Annotated in this window: 16 protein-coding genes and 2 pseudogenes; 11 read left to right on the top strand and 7 right to left on the bottom strand. The window is 60.4% G+C overall.

The window, feature by feature from the left end:
* Positions 1 to 4 precede the first annotated feature (4 nt).
* The 6 genes and pseudogenes from N7E02_RS02920 to N7E02_RS02895 all read left to right on the top strand — a co-directional run bounded on the left by N7E02_RS02920 (position 5) and on the right by N7E02_RS02895 (position 7,064).
* Positions 5 to 1,166: pseudogene (locus tag N7E02_RS02920) on the top strand (isovaleryl-CoA dehydrogenase).
* A complete protein-coding gene (locus N7E02_RS02915) occupies positions 1,166 to 2,761 on the top strand; it encodes a carboxyl transferase domain-containing protein (RefSeq protein WP_286577993.1) in 1,596 nt (531 codons plus the stop codon). The pseudogene N7E02_RS02920 and the gene N7E02_RS02915 overlap by 1 nt, the downstream one beginning before the upstream one ends.
* 12 nt (positions 2,762 to 2,773) lie before the next feature.
* Positions 2,774 to 4,633 carry an acetyl/propionyl/methylcrotonyl-CoA carboxylase subunit alpha gene (locus N7E02_RS02910; protein WP_286577992.1) on the top strand — a complete coding sequence of 620 codons (1,860 nt, stop codon included), beginning with the start codon at positions 2,774 to 2,776 and terminating at the stop codon, positions 4,631 to 4,633.
* Positions 4,633 to 5,085, top strand: a complete 453-nt coding sequence (locus N7E02_RS02905; RefSeq protein WP_286577991.1) for a MaoC family dehydratase — start codon at positions 4,633 to 4,635, stop codon at positions 5,083 to 5,085. Before N7E02_RS02910 ends, N7E02_RS02905 begins: the two co-directional genes overlap by 1 nt.
* On the top strand, positions 5,082 to 5,924 hold the full coding sequence (locus N7E02_RS02900) for an HpcH/HpaI aldolase/citrate lyase family protein (protein WP_286577990.1): 843 nt from the start codon (positions 5,082 to 5,084) through the stop codon (positions 5,922 to 5,924). The genes N7E02_RS02905 and N7E02_RS02900 overlap by 4 nt, the downstream gene beginning before the upstream one ends.
* A 57-nt stretch (positions 5,925 to 5,981) precedes the next feature.
* A complete protein-coding gene (locus tag N7E02_RS02895) occupies positions 5,982 to 7,064 on the top strand; it encodes a branched-chain amino acid aminotransferase (RefSeq protein ID WP_286577989.1) in 1,083 nt (360 codons plus the stop codon).
* A 178-nt stretch (positions 7,065 to 7,242) separates the two neighbouring features.
* On the opposite strand, the gene N7E02_RS02890 is transcribed toward N7E02_RS02895, so the two are convergent.
* The 6 genes from N7E02_RS02890 to N7E02_RS02865 all read right to left on the bottom strand — a co-directional run bounded on the left by N7E02_RS02890 (position 7,243) and on the right by N7E02_RS02865 (position 13,347).
* The gene (locus N7E02_RS02890) at positions 7,243 to 8,301 is read right to left on the bottom strand and encodes an ABC transporter ATP-binding protein (protein WP_286577988.1); all 1,059 of its coding nucleotides are present in this window, start codon (positions 8,299 to 8,301) and stop codon (positions 7,243 to 7,245) included.
* Between the two features lie 4 nt (positions 8,302 to 8,305).
* On the bottom strand, positions 8,306 to 9,136 hold the full coding sequence (locus tag N7E02_RS02885) for a carbohydrate ABC transporter permease (protein WP_286577987.1): 831 nt from the start codon (positions 9,134 to 9,136) through the stop codon (positions 8,306 to 8,308).
* A gap of 5 nt (positions 9,137 to 9,141) precedes the next feature.
* The gene (locus N7E02_RS02880) at positions 9,142 to 10,077 is read right to left on the bottom strand and encodes a carbohydrate ABC transporter permease (protein WP_286577986.1); all 936 of its coding nucleotides are present in this window, start codon (positions 10,075 to 10,077) and stop codon (positions 9,142 to 9,144) included.
* Positions 10,078 to 10,175: 98 nt separating this feature from the next.
* Positions 10,176 to 11,435 (bottom strand): ABC transporter substrate-binding protein, encoded by a 1,260-nt coding sequence (locus N7E02_RS02875; RefSeq protein WP_286577985.1) that lies wholly within the window; start codon positions 11,433 to 11,435, stop codon positions 10,176 to 10,178.
* Positions 11,436 to 11,467: 32 nt separating this feature from the next.
* The gene (locus N7E02_RS02870; RefSeq protein ID WP_286577984.1) at positions 11,468 to 12,634 is read right to left on the bottom strand and encodes a PLP-dependent transferase; all 1,167 of its coding nucleotides are present in this window, start codon (positions 12,632 to 12,634) and stop codon (positions 11,468 to 11,470) included.
* Positions 12,631 to 13,347: a FadR/GntR family transcriptional regulator gene (locus N7E02_RS02865; protein WP_286577982.1), complete on the bottom strand. Its 717-nt coding sequence runs from the start codon at positions 13,345 to 13,347 to the stop codon at positions 12,631 to 12,633. Before N7E02_RS02865 ends, N7E02_RS02870 begins: the two co-directional genes overlap by 4 nt.
* 620 nt (positions 13,348 to 13,967) lie before the next feature.
* Between N7E02_RS02865 and N7E02_RS02860 the strand changes: the two are divergent.
* The 4 genes and pseudogenes from N7E02_RS02860 to N7E02_RS02845 all read left to right on the top strand — a co-directional run bounded on the left by N7E02_RS02860 (position 13,968) and on the right by N7E02_RS02845 (position 19,451).
* Positions 13,968 to 16,260, top strand: a pseudogene (locus N7E02_RS02860) (FdhF/YdeP family oxidoreductase).
* Positions 16,250 to 16,576, top strand: a complete 327-nt coding sequence (locus N7E02_RS02855; RefSeq protein ID WP_286577981.1) for a hypothetical protein — start codon at positions 16,250 to 16,252, stop codon at positions 16,574 to 16,576. The pseudogene N7E02_RS02860 and the gene N7E02_RS02855 overlap by 11 nt, the downstream one beginning before the upstream one ends.
* Positions 16,577 to 16,859: 283 nt before the next feature.
* Complete coding sequence (locus tag N7E02_RS02850) at positions 16,860 to 18,518, top strand: OFA family MFS transporter (protein WP_286577980.1); 1,659 nt, start codon at positions 16,860 to 16,862, stop codon at positions 18,516 to 18,518.
* A gap of 54 nt (positions 18,519 to 18,572) precedes the next feature.
* Positions 18,573 to 19,451 carry a LysR family transcriptional regulator gene (locus N7E02_RS02845; RefSeq protein ID WP_286577979.1) on the top strand — a complete coding sequence of 293 codons (879 nt, stop codon included), beginning with the start codon at positions 18,573 to 18,575 and terminating at the stop codon, positions 19,449 to 19,451.
* 242 nt (positions 19,452 to 19,693) lie between these two features.
* Here N7E02_RS02845 and N7E02_RS02840 read toward each other — a convergent pair whose 3' ends face one another.
* On the bottom strand, positions 19,694 to 20,566 hold the full coding sequence (locus tag N7E02_RS02840; protein ID WP_286577978.1) for an NAD(P)-dependent oxidoreductase: 873 nt from the start codon (positions 20,564 to 20,566) through the stop codon (positions 19,694 to 19,696).
* Between the two features lie 264 nt (positions 20,567 to 20,830).
* Between N7E02_RS02840 and gcvA the strand changes: the two genes are divergently transcribed.
* Positions 20,831 to 21,760: a transcriptional regulator GcvA gene (gene gcvA / locus N7E02_RS02835; RefSeq protein WP_286577977.1), complete on the top strand. Its 930-nt coding sequence runs from the start codon at positions 20,831 to 20,833 to the stop codon at positions 21,758 to 21,760.
* The last annotated feature ends 226 nt before the right edge of the window (positions 21,761 to 21,986 follow it).

Genomic DNA, 21,986 nt, shown 5'->3' with positions numbered 1-21,986 from the left:
CCCGATGACTGACATGGATTTTGGCCTGACCGAAATGGCTCTTTCGATCCGCGAAACGACGCAGCGTTTTGCGCGCGCGCATTGCGCCGCTTGCTGCCGAGATCGATGCGAAAGATCGCTTCCCCGTCGAACTGTGGCCCGAAATGGGTGCACTCGGGCTGCATGGCATCACCGTTGCGGAAGAGGATGGCGGGCTTGGACTGGGTTATCTGGAACATGTCATCGCCTGCGAGGAGATAAGCCGCGCCTCCGCCTCCGTCGGCCTGTCCTACGGGGCGCATTCCAACCTCTGCATCAACCAGATCGCACGCTGGGCAACGCCCGAGCAAAAGACGAAATATCTCCGCGGGCTGATTTCCGGCGACCATGTCGGCAGCCTTGCCATGTCGGAGACAGGTGCGGGATCGGATGTCGTCTCCATGCGATTGCGGGCAGACAAGGCCGATGGCGGCTTTCGCCTTAACGGCACGAAATTCTGGATCACCAACGCGCCTTATGCGCAGACCCTCGTCGTCTACGCCAAGACGGAACCCGAAGCCGGATCGAAAGGCATCACCGCCTTCCTGATCGAGAAGGATTTTGCCGGTTTTTCCATCGGTCAGAAGATCGACAAGGTCGGCATGCGCGGCTCGCCGACGGCCGAGCTCGTGTTCCAGGATTGTTTCGTGCCTGCGGATAACGTCATGGGGCCACTGAACGGAGGCGCGAAAGTGCTGATGTCCGGCCTCGATTACGAACGGGTAGTGCTATCCGGCATCCAGCTCGGCATCATGCAGGCCTGCCTCGATGTCGTCCTGCCCTACCTGCGAGAGCGAAAGCAATTCGGTGCACCGATCGGCAGTTTCCAGCTGATGCAGGCCAAGGTCGCCGACATGGTCGTGGCGCTGAATTCCGCCCGGGCCTATGTCTATGCCGTGGCGCGCGCCTGCGATGCCGGCAAGACAACACGGCAGGATGCCGCCGGCGCGATCCTCTACGCTTCCGAATGCGCGGTAAAGGTCACCGAACAGGCAATTCAGGCACTCGGCGGCGCCGGCTACACGAAGGATTGGCCGGTGGAGCGTTTCTGGCGGGATGCCAAGCTGCTCGATATCGGCGCCGGCACCAACGAAGTGCGCCGGATGCTGATCGGCCGCGAGGTGATCGGCCTGGGAGGCACCGGGTGATGCCTCAGATCCGCACCCTGCTCGATCGCAACTCCGAAGGCTTCAAGACCAATGAAGCGCATAACCGTGCGCTTGCCGAGGACCTGCGGGCGAAAGTGGCGGCTGCTGCGCGCGGCGGATCGGAAAGCCATCGCGAGCGTCATGTTTCGCGTGGCAAACTCTTGCCACGTGACCGGGTGCAGCGGCTGCTCGATCCGGGCTCGCCATTCCTGGAAATCGGCCAGCTTGCCGCAGGCGGCATGTATGGGGATGAAGCACCGGGTGCGGGCATGATCGCCGGCATCGGAAGGGTGTCGGGCCGCGAATGCATGATCATCGCCCATGACCCGACGGTGAAGGGCGGCGCCTATTTCCCGATGACGGTGAAGAAGCATTTGCGGGCGCAGGAGATCGCCTCTGAAAACCGTCTGCCCTGCATCTATCTGGTCGATTCCGGCGGCGCCAACCTGCCGCATCAGGCAGAAGTCTTTCCGGATCGCGATCATTTCGGCCGGATCTTCTACAATCAGGCGCAGATGTCGGCGGCCGGCATCGCCCAGATCGCCTGCGTGATGGGAAGCTGCACGGCGGGCGGCGCCTATGTGCCGGCCATGTCCGACGAGACGGTGATCGTGCGCAATCAGGGGACGATCTTCCTGGCCGGTCCTCCACTGGTGAAGGCCGCGACCGGCGAAGTGATTTCGGCGGAGGAACTCGGCGGCGCGGAAACCCATGGCCGAAAATCCGGCGTGGTCGATCATGTCGCCGAGAATGACGAACACGCCTTGCTGATCGTTCGGAATATCGTGGCGACGCTCAACCGGCCGAAGACGGTCGATATAGAGATTGCCGCACCAAGGCCTCCACTCCTTGAGCCCTCGGAGCTTTACGGCATCGTGCCGCAGGATGTGCGCACGCCCTACGATGTGCGGGAAGTGATCGCCCGCATCGTCGACGGATCGGAACTGCAGGAATTCAAACCCCTCTACGGATCAACGCTCGTCTGCGGCTTCGCCCGCATCTGGGGCATTCCGGTCGCGATCCTGGCGAACAATGGCGTGCTCTTCTCGGAAAGTGCTTTGAAGGGCGCGCATTTCATCGAGCTTGCCTGCCAGCGTCGCATTCCGCTGCTGTTCCTGCAGAATATCTCCGGCTTCATGGTCGGCGGCAGATATGAGGCGGAAGGCATCGCCAAGCACGGCGCAAAGCTGGTGACGGCGGTCGCAACCGCCTCCGTTCCAAAGATCACCGTGCTGATCGGCGGCAGTTTCGGCGCCGGCAATTACGGCATGTGCGGTCGCGCCTACCAGCCGCACTTCCTGTTCTCTTGGCCCAATGCGCGGATTTCCGTCATGGGCGGTGAACAGGCCGCGTCTGTTCTCGCCTCCGTCCATCGCAACGCGGAAACATGGAGCAAAGAAGAGGCGGAAGCCTTCAAAACTCCGATCCGGCAGAAATACGAGGATGAAGGCAATCCCTATTACGCAACGGCCAGGCTTTGGGATGACGGCGTGATCGATCCTGCCCAGACCCGCGACGTGCTGGGCCTTGCTTTTTCCGCAGTGCTGAACGCGCCGATCCCCGAACGCGCGCAATTCGGCCTGTTTAGGATGTGAGGAGGATGACCGGTGATTGAAAGCCTGCTGATCGCCAATCGCGGAGAAATCGCTCACCGCATCATCCGCACCGCCCGCCGCCTCGGCATTCGCACTATCGCCGTTCATTCCGATGCCGATGCCAAAATGCCCTTCGTGCGCGAGGCGGATGAGGCGATTCGCATCGGCCCGGCCCCGGCGCGCGACAGCTATCTCCGTCAGGACCGCATCCTCGACGCGGCGCGACAGACGGGCGCGCAGGCGATCCATCCCGGCTATGGTTTTCTGTCGGAGAATGCAGACTTCGCAGAGGCCGTTATCGCTGCGGGGCTGATCTGGGTGGGCGCTCCGCCCGCCGCCATCCGTGCCATGGGGCTGAAGGACGCCGCCAAGCAACGGATGATTGCCGCAAACGTGCCCGTGACACCGGGTTATCTTGGCGAGGACCAGAACCCTGCCCAGCTACAGAAAGATGCCGATGCGATCGGTTATCCGGTGCTGATCAAGGCCGTTGCAGGCGGCGGCGGCAAGGGCATGCGCAAGGTCGATACGGCTTTGGATTTTCTCGCAGCACTCGAAAGCTGCCGGCGCGAGGCCGCTTCCTCCTTCGCTGACGACCGGGTTCTGATCGAGAAATATATCCTCTCACCTCGGCATATCGAGGTTCAGGTCTTCGGCGATACCTTCGGCAATGTCGTCCATCTTTTCGAACGCGACTGCTCACTGCAACGTCGCCATCAGAAAGTGATCGAGGAAGCACCCGCACCGGGCATGGACGAAGCCACACGTCAAGCCGTCTGTAACGCCGCCGTCCAAGCCGCAAAGGCGGTTGATTACGTCGGTGCAGGAACGGTGGAGTTCATCGCCGATGCCTCCGAAGGGCTGCGCGCCGACCGCATCTGGTTCATGGAAATGAACACGCGGCTGCAGGTGGAGCATCCCGTGACCGAGGCGATCACCGGACAGGATCTGGTGGAATGGCAGATCCGTGTCGCCTCCGGCGAACCTCTGCCACTGAGGCAGGGCGAGCTCTTCATCAACGGATGGGCGATGGAAGCGCGGCTTTATGCCGAAAACCCGTCCAACGGCTTTCTGCCCTCCATCGGCCGGCTGGAGCACCTGCGCCTTCCGGAAGGCATTCGCATCGATAGCGGCGTCGAGCAGGGCGACGAGATAACCGCCCACTATGATCCGATGATCGCCAAGCTGATCAGCCATGCCCCGAGCCGGCGGGAGGCCGCGTGCAGGCTTTCGGACGCGGCGGCCGGCGTGGAGATCTGGCCGGTCCAGACCAATGCCGCCTTCCTGGCGCGGGCACTCAGGCATGCGGATTTCCTGTCGGGTGCCGTGGATACGGGCTTTATCGAGCGCAATCTCTCCGAACTCGTGCCATCCGCCGAACCCGGCGAGCGGGTATTGCAGGCAGCGGCCTTGGCGCTCCTTTCGGTCGAGACGCAGGATCCCTGGACTGCGCTGACCGGCTTTCGCCTGAACGCGGAGGCGTACCGAGAGGTGGGCATTGAAATCGCCGGCCTGCCCTATCTCGTGAATATCGGCGGCCCAAGGCGACTGAACCAAAGCGGCATCAGGGACGTCGTCTTCATCGACGGCACGGCATGGTCCTTCGGCCCGCGCCGTGCCGATCACGCCGACGGTGGGCAAAGCTTGGCGGATGGCTCGATCATCGCACCGATGCCCGGAACGGTGATCGCCGTACAGGTCGGTCGGGACGACCGGGTCCGGCGGGGCCAGGCGCTCGTCGTCATCGAGGCCATGAAGATGGAACAGACGCTGAGCGCCCCCTTTGACGGGATCGTTGCGGAACTGAGGGCAAGTCCCGGCGCGCAGGTCACCGAGGGCGCTCTTCTTGTGCGTATAGAGGGAGACGCGTGATGGCCGGACGCTATTTCGAGGACTGGACCATCGGTGACCGGATTGTCCACGAGATCCGTCGCACCGTGACCGAGACCGACAATCTCCTCTTCTCGACCATGACCCATAACCCGCAGCCGCTGCATCTCGATATCGAGGCCGCGAAGCAAAGCGAGTTCGGCCGGATCCTCGTCAACGGCACCTTCACATTCGCGCTGATGGTCGGGCTTTCCGTCGCGGATACGACGCTCGGCACGCTTGTCGCCAATCTCGGCTACGACAAGCTCATCATGCCGAAACCGGTCTTCATCGGCGATACGATGCGCGCCGAAACTGAAGTTAGCGAACTGAAGGAAAGCCGCTCGCGCCCGGCTGCCGGCATCGTCACCTTCCGCCATGAGCTGATCAACCAGCGCGACGAAATCGTCTGCCAGTGCCTGCGCACGGCGCTCCTCTCCCGGAGACTGAAATGAGGCTGAGATCCCTGCTCTTCGTGCCGGGTGACCGGCCCGATCGAATGGAAAAGGCGTTGAGGCTTGAGGCCGACGCGCTGATCCTCGATCTGGAGGATGCGGTCGCACCCGAGGCGAAACCGGTGGCAAGGGCGGCGACGGCCGCCTTTCTGCGCTCAGCCAGGCGGGATCTCAAGCTGTTCGTCCGCATCAATCCGCTCGACAGCGGTCTTGTGGACGATGACCTGGCAGTCGTGCTCGATGCAGGACCCGATGCACTCGTCCTGCCCAAGGCGGAGGGAGCAGCAACCGTCGAGGCGCTCGCGGCACGCGCACCGGGCATTCCCATCCTGCCGATCGCGACCGAGACGCCGGCGGCAGTCTTTGAACTCGGCAGCTACCGCAACGTCCACCACCTGATCCTTGGCCTTACCTGGGGTGCGGAAGACCTTCCGGCCGCCATCGGCGCTGTCCGTGCCCGAGAAGAGGACGGACGCTATACCCCGCCCTATGAGATGGTTCGCTCGCTGACCCTGTTCGGCGCCCATGCCGCAGGAGTAGACGCCATCGAGACCGTCTACCCGGCGTTTCGAGATCTGGACGGGCTTGCGGCCTATGCCCGGCGCGCCAAACGAGACGGGTTTACCGGCATGATGGCGATTCATCCCGCACAGGTGCCGGTCATCAACGCGGCCTTCACGCCCACGGCCGAAGAATTGGCGCAGGCGCAGGCGATCATTGATGCGTTCGCGGCCAATCCCGGACAGGGAGCGCTCAATTTTGGCGGCCGCATGATCGATAGACCGCATCTAAAGCAGGCTAGGCGATTACTTGGCCTTGCCGAAAAGCCGTCTCCGTGATTCAACAGCGCCAACGCAGCCGCGCCTGTGCGGCCGAACCATACGTCTAGGTGAACCATGCTGGAATTTGAAATCGTCAAGAACGCCAACCCGATGGCCGAGGCCGATCGCGCCCTCGCCTTCCAGAACCTTGGTTTCGGAACGCTGTTCAGCGATCACATGGCGGTCATTCACTGGAGCGCCGACAAGGGCTGGCATTCTGCGCAGGTAACCGCTCGCGCGCCGTTCGCTCTCGATCCGGCCAGCAGCGTTCTTCACTACGCGCAGGAAATCTTCGAAGGCATGAAGGCTTACAGGGCTGCTGATGGCAAGGTCGTACTGTTCCGCCCCGATCAGAATGCAAAGCGCTTCAACGCCTCTGCGCGCCGGCTCGCCATGCCCGAACTGCCTGAAGAGGATTTTCTCGCCGCCATCGAAAAGCTGGTCGCCGTGGACAGAAAATGGGTACCGGAAGGCAATGGCGGCAGCCTCTATCTTCGCCCCTTCATGTTTGCCAACGAGTCCTTCCTCGGCGTCAGGCCGTCAAAGGAATACATTTTCTGCGTCATCGCGTCCCCCGTCGGTCCTTACTTCAAGGGCGGCGCGAAGCCGGTCAAGATCTGGGTGTCCGAGGATTACACCCGTGCGGCCGTCGGCGGCACGGGCGCTGCCAAATGCGGTGGCAACTATGCCGCCAGCCTCATCGCCCAGGCTGAAGCCGGCCAGCATGGCTGCGACCAGGTCCTGTTCCTCGATGCCGCCGAACGCAGGTGGATCGAGGAACTCGGCGGCATGAATATCTTCTTCGTCTTTAACGACGGATCGATGGTCACCCCGCCGCTCGGCACGATCCTTCCGGGCATTACCCGCAACTCCGTTCTGACCCTGGCCCGCGATAACGGCATCACCGTGCAGGAACGCCCCTATGGCTTTGACGAGCTGCAGGCGGATATCGCCTCTGGCCGTTTGACCGAGGCCTTCGCCTGCGGCACGGCAGCTGTTATTGCCTCAATCGGCGAGCTGAAACATCGCAATGGATCGCTTGTCGTTGGCAGTGGCGAAACCGGGCCAGTGACGACGCTTCTCAGAAACAAGCTGATCGGCATCCAGACCCAGGCACTGTCTGATACTCATGGTTGGCTCTACGAGATAAAGGCGTAAAGACTGCTAAAGGGATGCGGCTCCCGCCATTTTTTGGATGGCGCCGCTTCCCGCATTCCTCTCCATGATTGCTTGCGGGTCGTATCGGGCTGAGTTCCACATCATCCGCGCGCCAGCGGCGGGTATACTCAAGCATCATGCGAGAGCGGCACGACCCGCTCCCGATCGCCCGTCAATGCTACTTGCACCGATCTCCATTGTCGTCGAACACATGCAGATGCTCCGCCGGGAAGGAGACATGAACGCTCGGCCCCGCCGAAAGGGCTGCGCGATCCAGCGTGAACACCTTGAAGGCCAGCCCGTGTAAGGAGAGATGCAGGATGATGCCGAAACCGGTCGGCTCGACAAGATCGACACTCGCCGCCATACCACTGCCCTCGCCGCCCATCACCACATGTTCCGGCCGGATGCCGACCGTCACCTTCGCGCCATCGGCAACCGCCAAAGGTGCCGGTAGCGCCACCACCGTTCCATCCTTAAGTGTCACACTGCCGTTGGAATAGGTCGCGTCGAGAAAATTCATGCCCGGCGAGCCGATGAAACCGGCGACAAAGAGGTTGGCGGGACGGTCGTACAGCTCCAGCGGAGCCCCCACCTGCTGGACCACCCCGCCATGCATGGCAACGATCCGGTCCGCCAGGGTCATTGCCTCGATCTGGTCGTGGGTGACATAGATCGAGGTGGCCTTGAGTTCGCCATGCATTTTCTTGATTTCGGCGCGCATCTGCTCGCGCAGGCGCGCATCGAGGTTCGACAGCGGTTCATCGAACAGGAACGCTTTCGGCTGGCGCACGATGGCGCGGCCCATGGCGACACGCTGGCGCTGACCACCCGACAATGCCTTCGGGCGACGATCCAGCAACGGATCGAGGCCGAGTTTGGACGCCGCGCCTGCGACCGCCGCGGCGATCTTTTCCTTGGCGATCTTTCTGAGCTTCAGGCTGTAGCTCATGTTGCCGGCAACATTCATGTGCGGATAAAGCGCATAGGACTGGAACACCATGGCGATGTCGCGGTCTTTTGGATGCAGCTCGTTAACGCGCTTGCCATCAATGCGCATCTCACCGCCGGTGACACCTTCAAGCCCCGCGATCATACGCAACAGCGTGGATTTTCCGCAGCCGGACGGGCCGACCAGCACGACGAACTCGCCATCCTTGATCTGCAAATCGATGTCGTGCAGCACCTGCACATGGCCATAAGCCTTCTTGACGTTCTGGATATCGATCGAAGCCATAAGATTACCCCTTGACCGCGCCGGCCGTCAGGCCCTGAACGAGGTAGCGCTGGATGAGCAGGAAAAAGAGAGCAGCCGGAATGAGCGCGAGCACGCCCGCCGCCATCATCTGCCCGAAATCCACCGAGAATTTGGAAACGAAGGTCAACAGCCCAACCGGGAAGGTCGCGGCATTGTTGCCGTTGATCAGCATCAGCGCGAACAGTAGTTCGCTCCATGCGGCGGTAAAAACGAAACCGAGCGTCGCGGCAATGCCGGGCAGCGTCAGCGGCAGGATGATTTCGCGGAACGCCGTGAATTTCGTGGCGCCGTCGATCATGGCTGCCTCTTCGAGGTCCTTTGGAATGCCGTCGAAGAAGGACTGCATCAGGAAGGTCGCGAAGGGCACGTTGAAGGCGGTGTAAACGACAATCAGGCCGGTCAGGCTGTTGGTGAGGCCGAGCGGCGTCAAAATCTTGAAGATCGGCGCCACCAGCATGACCAGCGGAAACATCTGGGTCAGCAACATCAGACCGACGATCCAGTATTTGGCCCGAAAGCTGAAGCGGGAGAGCGCATAACCGGACAACGAGGCGCAGATCGTCACGATGATCGCCGTCGAGCCGGAGACGATCAGGCTGTTCTTGAAGAAGGTCGGAAAAGCGCTGTGCTGCAGCACGAAGGAATAGTGTTCCCACGTGGTCCGCGAGGGCCACATGCGCACGCCTTCGGAATAGAGCAGATCGTTCGGCGTCAGCGACACTTTTAGCAGCCAATAGAGCGGGAAGAGTGCGAAGACGACATAGGCGAGGATTGCTAGTCGGTGCGCGATGGTGGGAAGAAGCGATGTTTTCATGACCCTCACCCCTTGTTCAGCAATGTCTGCCGCAGCAGGATGATCAGCATGGAATAGGCCAGAAGCAGAACGAGCAACACCAGCGCAATCGCCGAGGCATACCCGAAATCAAGCGCCTTGAAGGCCTGCGTGAAGATATAGCTCGCGACGATCTGGGTGCGATCGGCAGGGCCGCCGCCAGTCATGACGACGATCAGATCGGCAAAGTTGGAGATCCACACGGTGCGCAAAAGCACGGTGATGGCGATGGTCGGCGCCAAGAATGGCAGCGTGATCGACCAGAAACGCTGGAACCACGACGCGCCATCGATGGAGGCGGCTTCATAAAGATCGCGCGGGATCGATTGCAGTGCGGCCAGAAGCGTGATGGCGAAAAAGGGAATACCCCACCAGACATTGGCAATGATCGGTCCCCACATCGCATATTGCGGATCGGAGAGAATATTGCCCGGCTGGCTCATCAGGCCTAGATCAAACAGCCAGTGCGGGATCGGTCCGATGACCGGATTGAACAGCCATGCCCAGTTGAGGCCGGCCAGAAACGACGGCACCGCCCATGGCAGAAACACCAGTGCCTGAATCAGACCACGGCCCATGAAAGGCTTGTCCAGCAACAGCGCCAGAATGAGGCCGAAGGTAAATTGCAGGAAAACGGAAGCACCCGTCCACCACAGCGTGTTTTTCAGCGCGGTGTAAAACGCCCGGTCCTTGGACAGCGTTTCAAAATGTTCGAGGCCGATGAAACCGCCGGAAAACGGATTGAGCAGCTGGATATCGCGAAACGCATAGGAAATGCCGACGACAAGCGGCACCAGCATGACAACGATGATGAGGATCAGCGCCGGCGCGCTGTAAAGGTAAGGTTCCGAGGCATCGGCAAGGCGCTTCAACCACGGCCTGCGATCCTGGCGACGATCATAGACGTCGGCGGTCATGGACATCAGACAGTTTCCCGTTTGCGGCGCAAAATTGCGCCGTCATTACATGAAGGAAGGCAGGGTGACGGCGCGGAGAGATGTCCGCGCCGCCACGGCGTCGATTACTTCTTGGAGAGGTTCTTCTGCTGTGCCTTGGTCAGGTATTCGGCCCATTCGTCGGACAGTTCCTTCGCAGAAATGTCGCCGAGCAGGGCCTGCTGCGAGGTCTTGATCGCCAGCGAATCCTTGAAGAAGGCGAACTCTTCAAGATAGGTCGGCATCACGGTCGGAACGGTATCCTTGTCGGCCAGTTCCTCGAACCAGCCCTTGAACTGGTCACCGGCGTAGAACGGGTCCTTTTCGGCCGCCGTATAGGCCGGCAGGGCGCCGATCTTCTTGTTCCACTCGATATTGCCTTCCGGGCTCTGCAGCGTTTCGATCAGCTTCCAGGAGAGATCCTTGTTTTCGCTCTTGGCGAACATCGACCAGCCCGCATAACCGATGGTCGGATAGGACTTGCCGGCCGGGCCCTTGGGCAGCGGAGCAACACCGAAGTCTTCCGGCTTCATCCGCTCAGCAACGGCGATCAGCGCGTCCGGATCCTGATCGAGGAAGGCGCAGGTGCCGGAATAGAATCCGGCGACGACCTCGTTAAAACCCCAGTTGACGCTGTCCTTCGGGGCCAGACCCTTCTTGTAGAGGTCGACCATCCACTCGATGCCCTTTGCCCAGCCTTCGCTGTTCATGGTCGAGGTGCCGTCTTCGGTGAAATACTTGTTATCGCCGGCCATCGAGGCGGCAAAGATCATCCAGCCGTTTAGGCCGCCCGGTCCGCCGCGCATGCAGTAACCGTATTTGCCCGGCAGTTTGGAAACTGCTTCCGAGGCCTTGACGAAATCGTCCATCGTCTTCGGCGGTTCGGATACACCGGCTTCGCTCAGCAGCTTTTTGTTGTAGAACATCGCCCGCAGATAAAAGCCGTAGGGCAGCATATAGGCGGTGTCCTTGACGTCACGGCCGAGTTCAAGCGCGCGCGGCGTCAGTTCCTTCGTATGCTCCCACTTTTCCAGATAGGGCTCGAGGCTTTCGAGCATGCCGTTATTGCCGTAAAGCGAAAGCCAGGTATCCGGCATTTCCATCACGTCTGGCGTATCACCGGCCGACACCATGGTCGCAAATTTCTGGAACGCTTCGTTCCAGGGCAGCGAGATGATCTCGACCTTGGTGCCGGGAGTGGCGGCCTCGAATTTTTCGGTCAGCGATTTCAGCGTCTGTGTGCGTTCCGGGCTGGTGATCACTTCCACCAGCTTCAGCGTCGTATCGGCCATGGCGGTCCCCGCCATCATGGTCGCGATGAATGCAGCCGTTATGATTGTTTTCATTGTCCTGCTCCCAGTTGTTTTTGGTTGATGCGCTAGGTGGCGACGGCGATCGCCTCCTTAAGATCGCTCCACAAAGCCTCGGTTCCCTCGAGGCCGACATGGAGGCGTACGGACCGCGCATGGATGCCAAAAGTATGCGCGGAATTCGGCTGGGCCTTCTGCTGCAGCACCACTTCGCCCGGAACGATCAGGCTTTCGTGGCCGCCCCAGCTGACGCCGAGCTTGAAGAGTTTCAGATGATCGGCAAAGGCGCGGATATCGACGCCTTCCTTGAAGATGAAGGAAAACAGGCCCGACGTGCCGTGAAGTCCCGCCGGCAGGCGGTTGGCCAGACCCGGATGGCAGACGGTTTCTACCACATCGAGTTCTTGCAGACGCCGCGCGATGGTGAGCGCCGCGTCCTGATGCGCCTTCATGCGCAAGGGCAGCGTACGCATGCCGCGGATCAAAAGCCATGCATCGAAGGGCGACAGCTTGCCGCCGAGATAAGGGTAGGCCTCCGCCTTCACCCGCGCGATCATCTCCTTCGAACCGGCCACGACGCCCGCGACGACATCGCTATGGCCGCCGAGATACTTCGAAGCCGAATGGATGACGAGATCGACGCCGAGCGTGATCGGCCGCTGAAAGACTGGGCTTGCCCAGCTGTTGTCGATCATCGACACGGCGCCGTGTTTCTTAGCCAGAGCGGCGAGCGCGCCGACATCATGCGCTTCCATCACCCAGCTTGTCGGGCTTTCGAGATAAAGCAGTTTCGCACCGGGCAGAGCCTTGTCTACCGCCTCTTCATCGCGGCCATCGACATAGGTCACCTCGACCTTCATGCGCTTCAGAAGCGTGCCGAAGAGGCGAAAAGCGTCGGGATAGACATGCTTGACCGCAACGATGCGATCCCCCGGCTCGACAAAACTCAGGACCGACGAAGAGATCGCCGACATGCCGCTGGCAAAGCCGAGCGCGTCTTCGGCACCTTCAAGCTTGGCCAGCATCTCCTCGAACATGCGCACCGTCGGGTTGAGACCGCGCGTATAGATCGGCCGCACCTTTTCGCCGCGATAGGAGGCGATCATCTCGTCATATTCGGAGAAGGTGAACAGCGACGTCTGAAAGATCGGCGGCACCACCGCGTCGGCAAAATTGCCGTCGTCATGGGCAGTGATCAGTGAGGCAAACGCCGACGGATCGAGCATTTCGTTCATTTGGACATTTCCTTGATGTCTTCCTCGACAACCGCGAGGATTTTCAGTGTCTCGCGCCGCGCGCGCTCAGGATTCTGGGCAGCGATGGCGTCGAAAAGCGTGCGATGAAACGGAAAGGAGCGGCGGGCAAAATCCTTGCGGTCGAAGGGCGAGGCCCAGAAATGCTGGAAACTTTCGCGCATCTGTTCCAGCAACTGCCGGAAAAGCGGATTGTGCGTGGCGTCGTAAACCGCAAGGTGAAAGGCCAGATCTTCCGGGGCGGACGAGCCTTTTTCCAGATGGACAGTTTCCATCTTCACCAGCTTGTCCTCGATGATCGCCAGATCGTCTGCGGTGCGCATCTGCGCCGCCACCATGCCGGCTTCGCATTCGATGCCGCGCCGAACCTGCAGGGTCTGCAAAAGCACGTCGCGCAGCTGCGTCGTATCGAGCGACAGTGGCATGTGAACGGTGTCGGGAGAAATGGGACGCAGCAGATAGGTGCCGCTGCCCTTGCGGGTTTCGATGACGCCGAGCGCCTGAAAATGGCTGATTGCTTCACGGATCGTCGAGCGTCCGACGGCCAGAGCCGCCATCAGTTCGCGTTCTGCCGGTAGCCGATCCCCGGCTTTCAGGCTGGCTGCGGCTACGTAGCGGGCCAGCGCAGAGGTCACTTGCCTTGCACGGTCGACGGTGGGCAACGGATGCAGCGCTTCGGACAGCCTGGGCTCCAAACCTATCTCCCAAATTGGTCTGACATCCGAGCAAATCATTTGTTTTAACAGCTGTCAATCAGTCTTGGCACTAGCCGCGGAATGCCATTCAATGCCACGACACGGGGTTAAACGCCCATGGCAGCGCGCAAAAGACGCTGACCAGCACCGCCGATACATCTGCGGAAGCAGTGATCCCAAGAAACTCAGTGAAAAATCCGCGCCGTTACACTCAAGGTCTCGATCCTCAAATGGGATTGAAGATCTCCCTGAGGGAAGTGCCCGCGGCTTGTCGTGCGGATCCGGCTTGTCACTATGTGGAAACCTGTCGCCTCGGCCTGTCGGCAGCCGGGACTCGACGTCGCGGTCAGCGAGCGCCGTAAGATCGCCTGACGACGCCCTTTGCCGTCCCAGGTTTCCGGCAGCCCAGAACCAGTCCGGCAGTTTGGATCAATGTGAGTCATCCGGACATCCGTAAAGAACTTATTTCCAACCGGATCAACCACATCCATTACACCGCCTCGATCTATCACTTGATAGATATCGCCCGATGGTTGCCTGATCGTGACTTGTATATCGTCAAGTAATTTAGTTGACGGGTAGTTTGAGCCTTTGGCCAGCCCGACGAAAACGGGCAGGACATGAGCACGGATACCTTCATCGGCAAAAAATCCAACGCCGCAGGCGGATGGGGCGCATTAAAGAGCTGCGGACGCCATGTGGTTGGCTCGCGCAGGCCTTTGGCCAATGCGATGACCATGCTCAGTGCGAACCAGCCGGACGGCTTCGATTGTCCGGGTTGCGCCTGGGGTGATCCGAACCATGGCTCTTCCTTCGAATTCTGCGAAAACGGCGTGAAGGCAGTGTCGTGGGAATCCACAAAGCTGCGCGTGACGCCCGATTTCTTTGCTCAGCATACGGTCACTGACCTGCGCAGCTGGTCCGATTACGATCTGGAGCATCAGGGGCGGCTGACCCATCCGCTGCGGTACAATTCCGAAACCGACCATTACGAACGCGTCACCTGGGACGAGGCTTTCGCCGATATCGGTGAACGTCTGAATGCGTTGCAGCCGGACCAGGCGGAATTCTACACGTCAGGCCGCGCCTCGAACGAGGCTGCGTTCCTTTATCAGACATTCGTGCGGCTGTTCGGGACCAACAATTTCCCCGATTGCTCGAACATGTGCCACGAAGCCTCCGGCGTGGCTTTGACCGATGCTATAGGAATCGGCAAGGGCACCGTGCATCTGGAAGACTTCGAACATGCCGATGCAGTCTTCGTCTTCGGCCAGAACCCCGGCACCAACCATCCGCGCATGCTTGCCGACCTGCGCAAGGTTACGATGCGCGGCAAGCAGGTGGTGGTGTTCAACAACCTGAAGGAAAAGGGCCTCGTCCGCTTCGCCGATCCGCAGAACAAGCTCGAGATGCTGACGGGCGGCTCCGAGGCGACTTCGACCATGTATTTCCAGCCGCGTCTCGGCGGAGACATGGCGGCGGTACGCGGCATGGCAAAACTGGTCTTTGCTGCCGATGACGCAGCACGGGCCGCCGGTACCGCGCGGATCATCGACGACGCCTTCATCGCCGAACACACCAGCGGCATGGCCGAGTGGCGCGCGATCGTCGAAGCGACCTCGTGGGAGCAGATCGAGGAACAATCTGGCCTTACCCGTGAAGACCTCGCCCGCGCGGCCGAGGTCTACATGACCTCCGATGCCGTAATCGCGACATGGGCCATGGGGATCACCCAGCACCGCCATTCGGTGCCGACGATCCGCGAAATATCGAACTTCATGTTCCTGCGCGGCAATGTCGGTCGTCCAGGTGCAGGTCTCTGCCCCGTGCGAGGCCATTCCAACGTGCAGGGCGACCGCACGGTCGGGATCAACGAGAAGGCGCCGAAGCCGCTGCTGGATGCGATGGAACGCGAACTCGGCGTGCCGATGCCGCGCGATCCGGGCCATAACGTCCTGGAAGCCATCGGTGCGATGCTGGCGGGGACGGCCAAGGCCTTTATCGGGCTCGGCGGCAATTTCTCGCGCGCGACGCCTGACAGTGCACTTATTGCAGGTGCTCTCGACCGGCTGGATCTTGTCGTTCATGTCGGCACCAAGCTCAATCACTGCCACCTGCTGCACGGCAAGGCAGGGTATATCCTTCCGTGCCTGGGGCGCACCGAGATCGACCGGAACTCGAAAGGCGTGCGCCAGATCGTGACCGTCGAGGATCTCGATGTCCATGGTTCACGGTTCCGGCGGCATCAACCAGCCTGCCTCGAAGGAACTGAAGTCCGAGGTGAGCATCGTCGCCGGGATCGCAAAGGCCACCGTCGGCTCGAAGGTCGTCGATTGGGACATGCTGGCCGACGACAATGACAAGATCCGCGACATGATGGCTCGCGTTCTGCCCGGCTTTGACGACTACAACGCCAGGGTCCGGGTACCGCGTGGTTTCTGGCTGCGAAATCCCGCAACCGAACGGGAATGGCGCACACCGACCGAACGCGCGAATTTCGGGACTTTCACCCTGCCCGAACGCACCGAGTGGCAGATGCGCGCAGATGGTCAGGATCTCTTCGTGCTGCAGACCCTGCGGTCGCACGATCAGTACAACACTACAATCTATGCGATGGATGACCGTTATCGGGGCGTCTATGGCGAACGCGAAGTTGTCTTCATCAATCCTGCCGATCTGGCAGCTGCAGGCCTGACTGCCGAGGATCGGGTAACCCTTGTTACTCGTTCGAATGACAATATCGACCGCCGTATCACCGGCTTCCGCATTGTGCCCTATGACATCCCGCCGGGTTGCATTGCGGGATACTATCCGGAGCTGAACGCCCTCGTCCCGCACAATTCCTTCGGCGATCGCAGCTTCACGCCGACCTCCAAATCGGTGCTGGTCAAAGTGATGCGCGATGCTGTCTGAAGCCGCGGACGATCGCGACGCGCGCCTTGCCGCCTGGCCGGCCCTGGTCCAGGCTCTGCTGACACAGGACATGCTGGCGGACAGCCCGCTTGCCTGCGGCTTGCTGGCTGCGGTCGGCCTCGGCCTTGCGGGTGACAGCCGCGGCTTCGCCCGCGACAGCGAAACCGAACATGCCCTTGTCTTGCGGGAGGTTGGGCGCCTCGCGGATGAACTCAAATTTTTGGTGATTGTCAGGACGGACGAGCGAACCCAGCGCCGGTTTCTCGCTCTCAGCGAAGCCGGACGGACGCTTATTGACGGCCAGTCTATCGACTGAACCGTCACAGCACCGAAGGTGCCACATGTTTTCGACGCGCCTGCATGCCAACCGCATGCGGGCTTCTGGTCGTTTTCACCAACCTCATGATTTTAAATGATATTTTCTATCGTTCGATTGATTTTTTCAGTTGCGTCGATGCGGCATTATGCCATATGTGACGCAGGGTCGCTGACCAATTGACGGGATTTCACCTCGTGCACGCCAACGGTTGCACGAGGTGAATTTTTATTCTCGAACAGAGAAATGGTCGGCGACTAGGGCCTATGGGGACTTTTGATCTATGACGACAACGACCGATTTCGCCGCCGGCGAAGATCTGGGGCTGCTTGACCGCGCCCGTACTATTGCCAAGCCGGGTTTCAATCGATGGCTGGTGCCACCGGCCGCGCTTGCGATCCACCTCTGCATCGGGATGGCTTATGGCTTCTCCGTTTTCTGGCTGCCGCTGACTGCTGCGCTACCTGGACCTACGCCGGAAGCCTGCACCAACATGGGCTTGATTTCCGCCTTGTTCACCACCGAGTGCAACTGGCGGATCACGGATCTGGGCTGGATCTACACCCTGTTCTTCGTTCTTCTGGGCTGCTCGGCCGCCATCTGGGGTGGCTGGCTTGAACGCGTCGGTCCCCGCAAGGCTGGTTTCGTGTCGGCATGCTGCTGGTGCGGCGGCATCGCGATCGCATCGCTCGGCGTTTACACGCACCAGCTATGGCTGATGTGGGTTGGAGCCGGCGTGATCGGTGGTATCGGCCTTGGTCTCGGCTATATCTCGCCCGTTTCCACGCTGATCAAGTGGTTCCCGGACCGTCGCGGCATGGCGACCGGTATGGCGATCATGGGCTTTGGCGGTGGCGCCATGGTCGGATCGCCTATCGCACAGCTGCTGATGGGACATTTTGCAACCCCGACCGATCCCGGTGTCTGGCAGACCTTCCTCGTGATGGGGGCCGTCTATCTGGTCTTCATGATGGCTGGCGCATTCGGCTATCGCGTACCTCCGGCCGGTTGGCGTCCGGAAGGATGGGAGCCTCCGGTGAAGTCCGGCAAGGCGATGATCACGCAGGGACATGTTCATCTCAACAATGCCCACAAGACGCCGCAGTTCTGGCTGATCTGGTTGGTTCTGTGCATGAACGTCTCGGCCGGTATCGGCATCCTTGGTGCCGCCTCGCCGCTGCTGCAGGAAATCTTCGCTGGTCGCCTGATCGGCCTGCCGGAGCTGAGCTTCGCCCAGCTGTCGACTGAGCAGAAGCTGCAGATTGCAGGCATTGCTGCGGGCTTCACCTCGCTTCTGTCGCTGTTCAACATCGCGGGTCGTTTCTTCTGGGCTTCGACGTCCGATAAGCTGGGTCGCAAAAACACATATTACGTGTTCTTCCTGCTCGGCATCGTGCTCTACGCGTCGGCACCTACCTTTGCTCAGATGGGCAATCAGGTCCTGTTCGTGGTGGCCTTCTGCATCATCCTATCGATGTATGGCGGCGGTTTTGCAACGATCCCGGCCTATCTGGCCGATATCTTCGGCACCCAGTTCGTCGGCGCGATCCATGGTCGCCTTCTGACGGCATGGGCGACCGCCGGCATTCTCGGACCTGTCGCGGTGAACTACATCCGCCAGTACCAGATCGCCAACGGCCATACCGGTGCCGACGCATATGCGATGACGATCTATGTCCTGTGCGGCATGCTGTTCATCGGCCTCATCGCCAACCTCCTCGTCCGCCCGCTGGATTCCAAATGGTTCATGTCGGATGCTGAGGTTAAGGAAATCCAGCAGAAGCAGGCTGGTGCCGAGGCGAGCGTGGCATACGGATCCTATGGCATCGACAAGGGTCGCTTTGACGCGCCGGCGATGCTTGCCTGGGCAGCCGTGGGTATCCCGGTCGTCTATGGCTGCTGGTTCACGCTGACCAAGACCGCCGCGCTCTTCGGCGGTTGACACAAAACCGGTGGCCGCATTCCGTGCGGCCACCGATCGTATTAAGGAGAGGCGATGATCGATAAGCTCGAAATGTTCATCATCCTCGCTCGCGAGCAGCATTTCGGCCGCGCCTCCGAAGCCATTGGCATTACCCAGCCCTCGCTTTCTGCCGCAATGCGGCAGCTCGAAGATGCTCTCGGTGTGACGCTCGTGCGTCGGGGGACCCGCTTCCAAGGGCTGACACCCGAAGGCGAGCGGCTTCTTGACTGGGCGCAACGCATCGTCGGCGACGTCAAGACCATGCGAGCCGAGTTCCACAGCGCCCGCAATGGCCTGACCGGACAGTTGCGCCTCGGCATAATCCCTACCGCCGTCGCTCAGGCCAATGACCTGATCCTGCCGTTGATGGAGCGCCACGGTCAGCTGGAGATCAGCCTTGCGACGCTCTCCAACGATGACATCCTGACGCAACTCGAACAGATGCGGCTCGACGCCGGGCTGATCTATCAGACCCAGGTCCCCGCGAAGTTGGAACAGATCCCGCTTTATCGCGAGAAGCTGCTGCTTGTCGCGCATGCAGCGCATCCGCTGATCCAGAGGGACGAGATCGACTGGGCTGATCTGGCGGAAGAGCCGATATGCCTTCTCAGCTCCAACATGCGCAATCGCGCGATCGTCTGGAGCCATCTGACAGCCGCGGGCCGCACGAGACCGCCGCGGGTCGAGGCGGACAGCCTTCTAAGCCTTCTCTATCAGGTCAAGGGCGGACACCTGATCTCGGTCATACCTGCCGGCCTTGCCACCATGATGGGCGACATCCAGGGTGTGAGCTGCAAGGCCCTGCCCGGCGATGGCGATATGGTGTCATTGGTCACAGCGGCCCGCCAACCGCGTAAACCCGCCATCGAGGCCTTCCTGTCCCGCGCGAAGGCGCATTTTGCGGGCAATTGAGCTTGGCTCTAGGCCGCCCGGGAGGTGGTCTTGCTGAGTTAACACCGCCGGGTTTGCTCGGCTAGCACCTGATGATCGCACCGCTGAACGCGCAGATCGCGACAAAGTGTTGTTGGCAAAACCAGCCCGTCATTAGCTCGATCTCTGCACGACTTGGGTTTTCTGATCCGGCGCATCACCAAGCCCCTCAGAACGGCAGGAGCATGTTTATGAGAGAGCCGGCTTGTATCTTCGATCGATCATCAGCCCCTATTCAACAAGTGATAGGATCGGATCACCTGACTGTCATCGGCGGCGCCGTCCCCTCGGCCGCTGGTTGTCAGGAACATTTGATAGGCGCTTGCGGCCAGCGGAAGCGCCGCCTTGGCCTCGCGGCCTGCTTCGAGAACGAGGCCCAAATCCTTGACGAAAATATCCACGCTGCTGGTAACCGCAGGATCATCCTGAAGCATGCGCGGACCACGATCTCTCAGCATCCAGCTCGACGCGGAAGAGCCGCCCAGGATCTCTAGAATGACCTGCGGATCGATACCGGCCTGGCTGGCGAGCGCGAAGCCTTCAGCGGCGGCGGCGATATGAACGCCACAGAGTAACTGGTTGACAACCTTGACCGCCGCCCCCTGACCGGCCTCGGTTCCGACATGGAACAGCTTGTCACCCAACGCGCGTAGCATGGAAGAAACACGCTCGAAATTTTCCGTTGATGTTGCAACCATGATAGTCAGCGTTGCCGATTCCGCGCCGGCAACGCCACCGGACACCGGCGCGTCGACGAAGGATCGTCCCGTCTTTTCGACGCGAGCGGCGATATCCTTCACCGCACCTGGCGGGCAGGTCGACATGAGGACAACAACGGCTCCAGGCAAAAGCGCATCGACCACGCCGTCGGCGAAAAGAACCTGCTCGGCCTGAGCGGCATTGACGACCATAAGCACTGCCACCTCCGCGCCGACCGCGGCCTTCGCAGCCGTCGACGCAGGTTTGCCGCCGTTGCGTTCGAATGTGTCCAACGCCCTTGCGCTCATGTCATAGCCGGAAAGGTCAAATCCGGCGGAGATCAGGTTGCGAGCCATGGGAGTTCCCATAGAGCCGAGACCGATAAAGGCGATTTTCATGTCGAAACTCCTCGAATTGAGCCAGCGGCCGGTCGAGGACCATCATCATTTCGGGTTTCAGAAAGACCGTGAATGTCTTTGCAGTGGACCGGTCCAAAGAACCACTCCGCCACCTCCCGCTGCATGTGAGGCTCCTCCAGCCAGGCAGACCTCAGCCTGCCATCAGATGAGACTAGAAACCGGTCAGCCTCTCAGCAAACGAATTCGACAAACGCATTATTGAATTGAAATCACTCAAGTGCCAGTAATGCCACGTTCGATTTCATGTCGAACCAGCGGCAGGGAGAGCCGATGAGGAAGATACCGTCACTGAAGTCGCTGCAGGCATTCGAGGCTGCAGCGCGTCGCGGTTCATTCGCTGCCGCGGCCGACGAATTGCACGTTACCGCCAGCGCGATCAGCCATCAAATCCGCTTCCTCGAGCAGGAGGTCGGTGTCAGCCTCTTCCATCGCAACACCAGAACCATTGCGCTTACCGACGTCGGCGAAAATTATTTCCAGAGCGTCTCGGAAGCCTTCATCACAATGGAAGCCGCAACCCGCGACATCGAGCGACATGGAAAGGCCGACATTCTGACGGTCCACTCCGTTCCAAGCTTCGCGGCTCAATGGCTGATGCCACGCCTTGCCCGTTTCAGCGCGCAACACAGCAGCATCGACGTGCGTCTTTATGCGTCCGCCGATCCGGTCGATCTCAATGCCGGGCTCGTGGATGTCGATATACGTTATGGCAGCGTTTTGCCAACCCGCGGCGTGGTCACATTACCGCTGCCGGAGGAAGCAATCATGCCTTTCTGTGCACCGGATTTGCTTCAACGCGCACCGAACCGGCTGGAAAAGCCTTCCGATCTTTGCCATCAGACCCTCATTCATTCGGAGGTCAACCTCCTCAGCTGGCGTGGATGGGCGAAGCGGAACGGCGACATCCCATTGGATTTTGACAGAGGTCCTCGCTTCGACCGCTCTTTCATGGCAATCAGCGCCGCCGTCGACGGACTGGGGATCTGCCTTGAAAGTCATTTGCTGGTCGAACGCGAGCTGCAAACCGGCCGCCTCGTTCCCCTGTTCGAAAGCAAGCGCGACATGATCGGCTGCCATAGTCTGTCAACTTTGAAAGCCAAGCAGAACGTTCCCAAGATCAAGGCTTTTCAAGGATGGCTTCTCAACGAGCTCATGCTGTCCAAATATCGATGAGGTGCCGTTAAAACCTTGTTTATCTAGGGATATACAGAGAAATGTATTGGCGCCTCGCGCAAATTTATCGTGAATTCATTTCATCAATGGAGATTTATTTAGCGTTTGACCTAAGGCATTTTCCAGCCAAATATCGCCGCAGGAAGGCCTCGCAGGAGGAAAAACGGGGCCTCTGATGCGAGCATGACATCCGGGGTTGGGAACCGGAATACATGTAACGGGAGGA

This window comes from Terrirhizobium terrae (assembly GCF_030323265.1).
In the GTDB taxonomy this organism is placed as follows: domain Bacteria; phylum Pseudomonadota; class Alphaproteobacteria; order Rhizobiales; family Rhizobiaceae; genus Neorhizobium.
This window is presented reverse-complemented; position numbering and strand designations above follow the sequence as displayed.

Excerpts from the sequence above, each read along its gene's own strand:
- N7E02_RS02845 (WP_286577979.1), top strand. The coding sequence starts at position 18,573 with ATGATCGATAAGCTCGAAATGTTCATCATCCTCGCTCGCGAGCAGCAT.
- N7E02_RS02895 (WP_286577989.1), top strand. The coding sequence starts at position 5,982 with ATGCTGGAATTTGAAATCGTCAAGAACGCCAACCCGATGGCCGAGGCC.
- N7E02_RS02900 (WP_286577990.1), top strand. The coding sequence starts at position 5,082 with ATGAGGCTGAGATCCCTGCTCTTCGTGCCGGGTGACCGGCCCGATCGA.
- N7E02_RS02880 (WP_286577986.1), bottom strand. The coding sequence starts at position 10,077 with ATGTCCATGACCGCCGACGTCTATGATCGTCGCCAGGATCGCAGGCCG.
- N7E02_RS02850 (WP_286577980.1), top strand. The coding sequence starts at position 16,860 with ATGACGACAACGACCGATTTCGCCGCCGGCGAAGATCTGGGGCTGCTT.
- N7E02_RS02875 (WP_286577985.1), bottom strand. The coding sequence starts at position 11,435 with ATGAAAACAATCATAACGGCTGCATTCATCGCGACCATGATGGCGGGG.
- gcvA (WP_286577977.1), top strand. The coding sequence starts at position 20,831 with ATGTCGAACCAGCGGCAGGGAGAGCCGATGAGGAAGATACCGTCACTG.
- N7E02_RS02870 (WP_286577984.1), bottom strand. The coding sequence starts at position 12,634 with ATGAACGAAATGCTCGATCCGTCGGCGTTTGCCTCACTGATCACTGCC.
- N7E02_RS02915 (WP_286577993.1), top strand. The coding sequence starts at position 1,166 with ATGCCTCAGATCCGCACCCTGCTCGATCGCAACTCCGAAGGCTTCAAG.
- N7E02_RS02890 (WP_286577988.1), bottom strand. The coding sequence starts at position 8,301 with ATGGCTTCGATCGATATCCAGAACGTCAAGAAGGCTTATGGCCATGTG.
- N7E02_RS02905 (WP_286577991.1), top strand. The coding sequence starts at position 4,633 with ATGGCCGGACGCTATTTCGAGGACTGGACCATCGGTGACCGGATTGTC.
- N7E02_RS02840 (WP_286577978.1), bottom strand. The coding sequence starts at position 20,566 with ATGAAAATCGCCTTTATCGGTCTCGGCTCTATGGGAACTCCCATGGCT.
- N7E02_RS02885 (WP_286577987.1), bottom strand. The coding sequence starts at position 9,136 with ATGAAAACATCGCTTCTTCCCACCATCGCGCACCGACTAGCAATCCTC.
- N7E02_RS02855 (WP_286577981.1), top strand. The coding sequence starts at position 16,250 with ATGCTGTCTGAAGCCGCGGACGATCGCGACGCGCGCCTTGCCGCCTGG.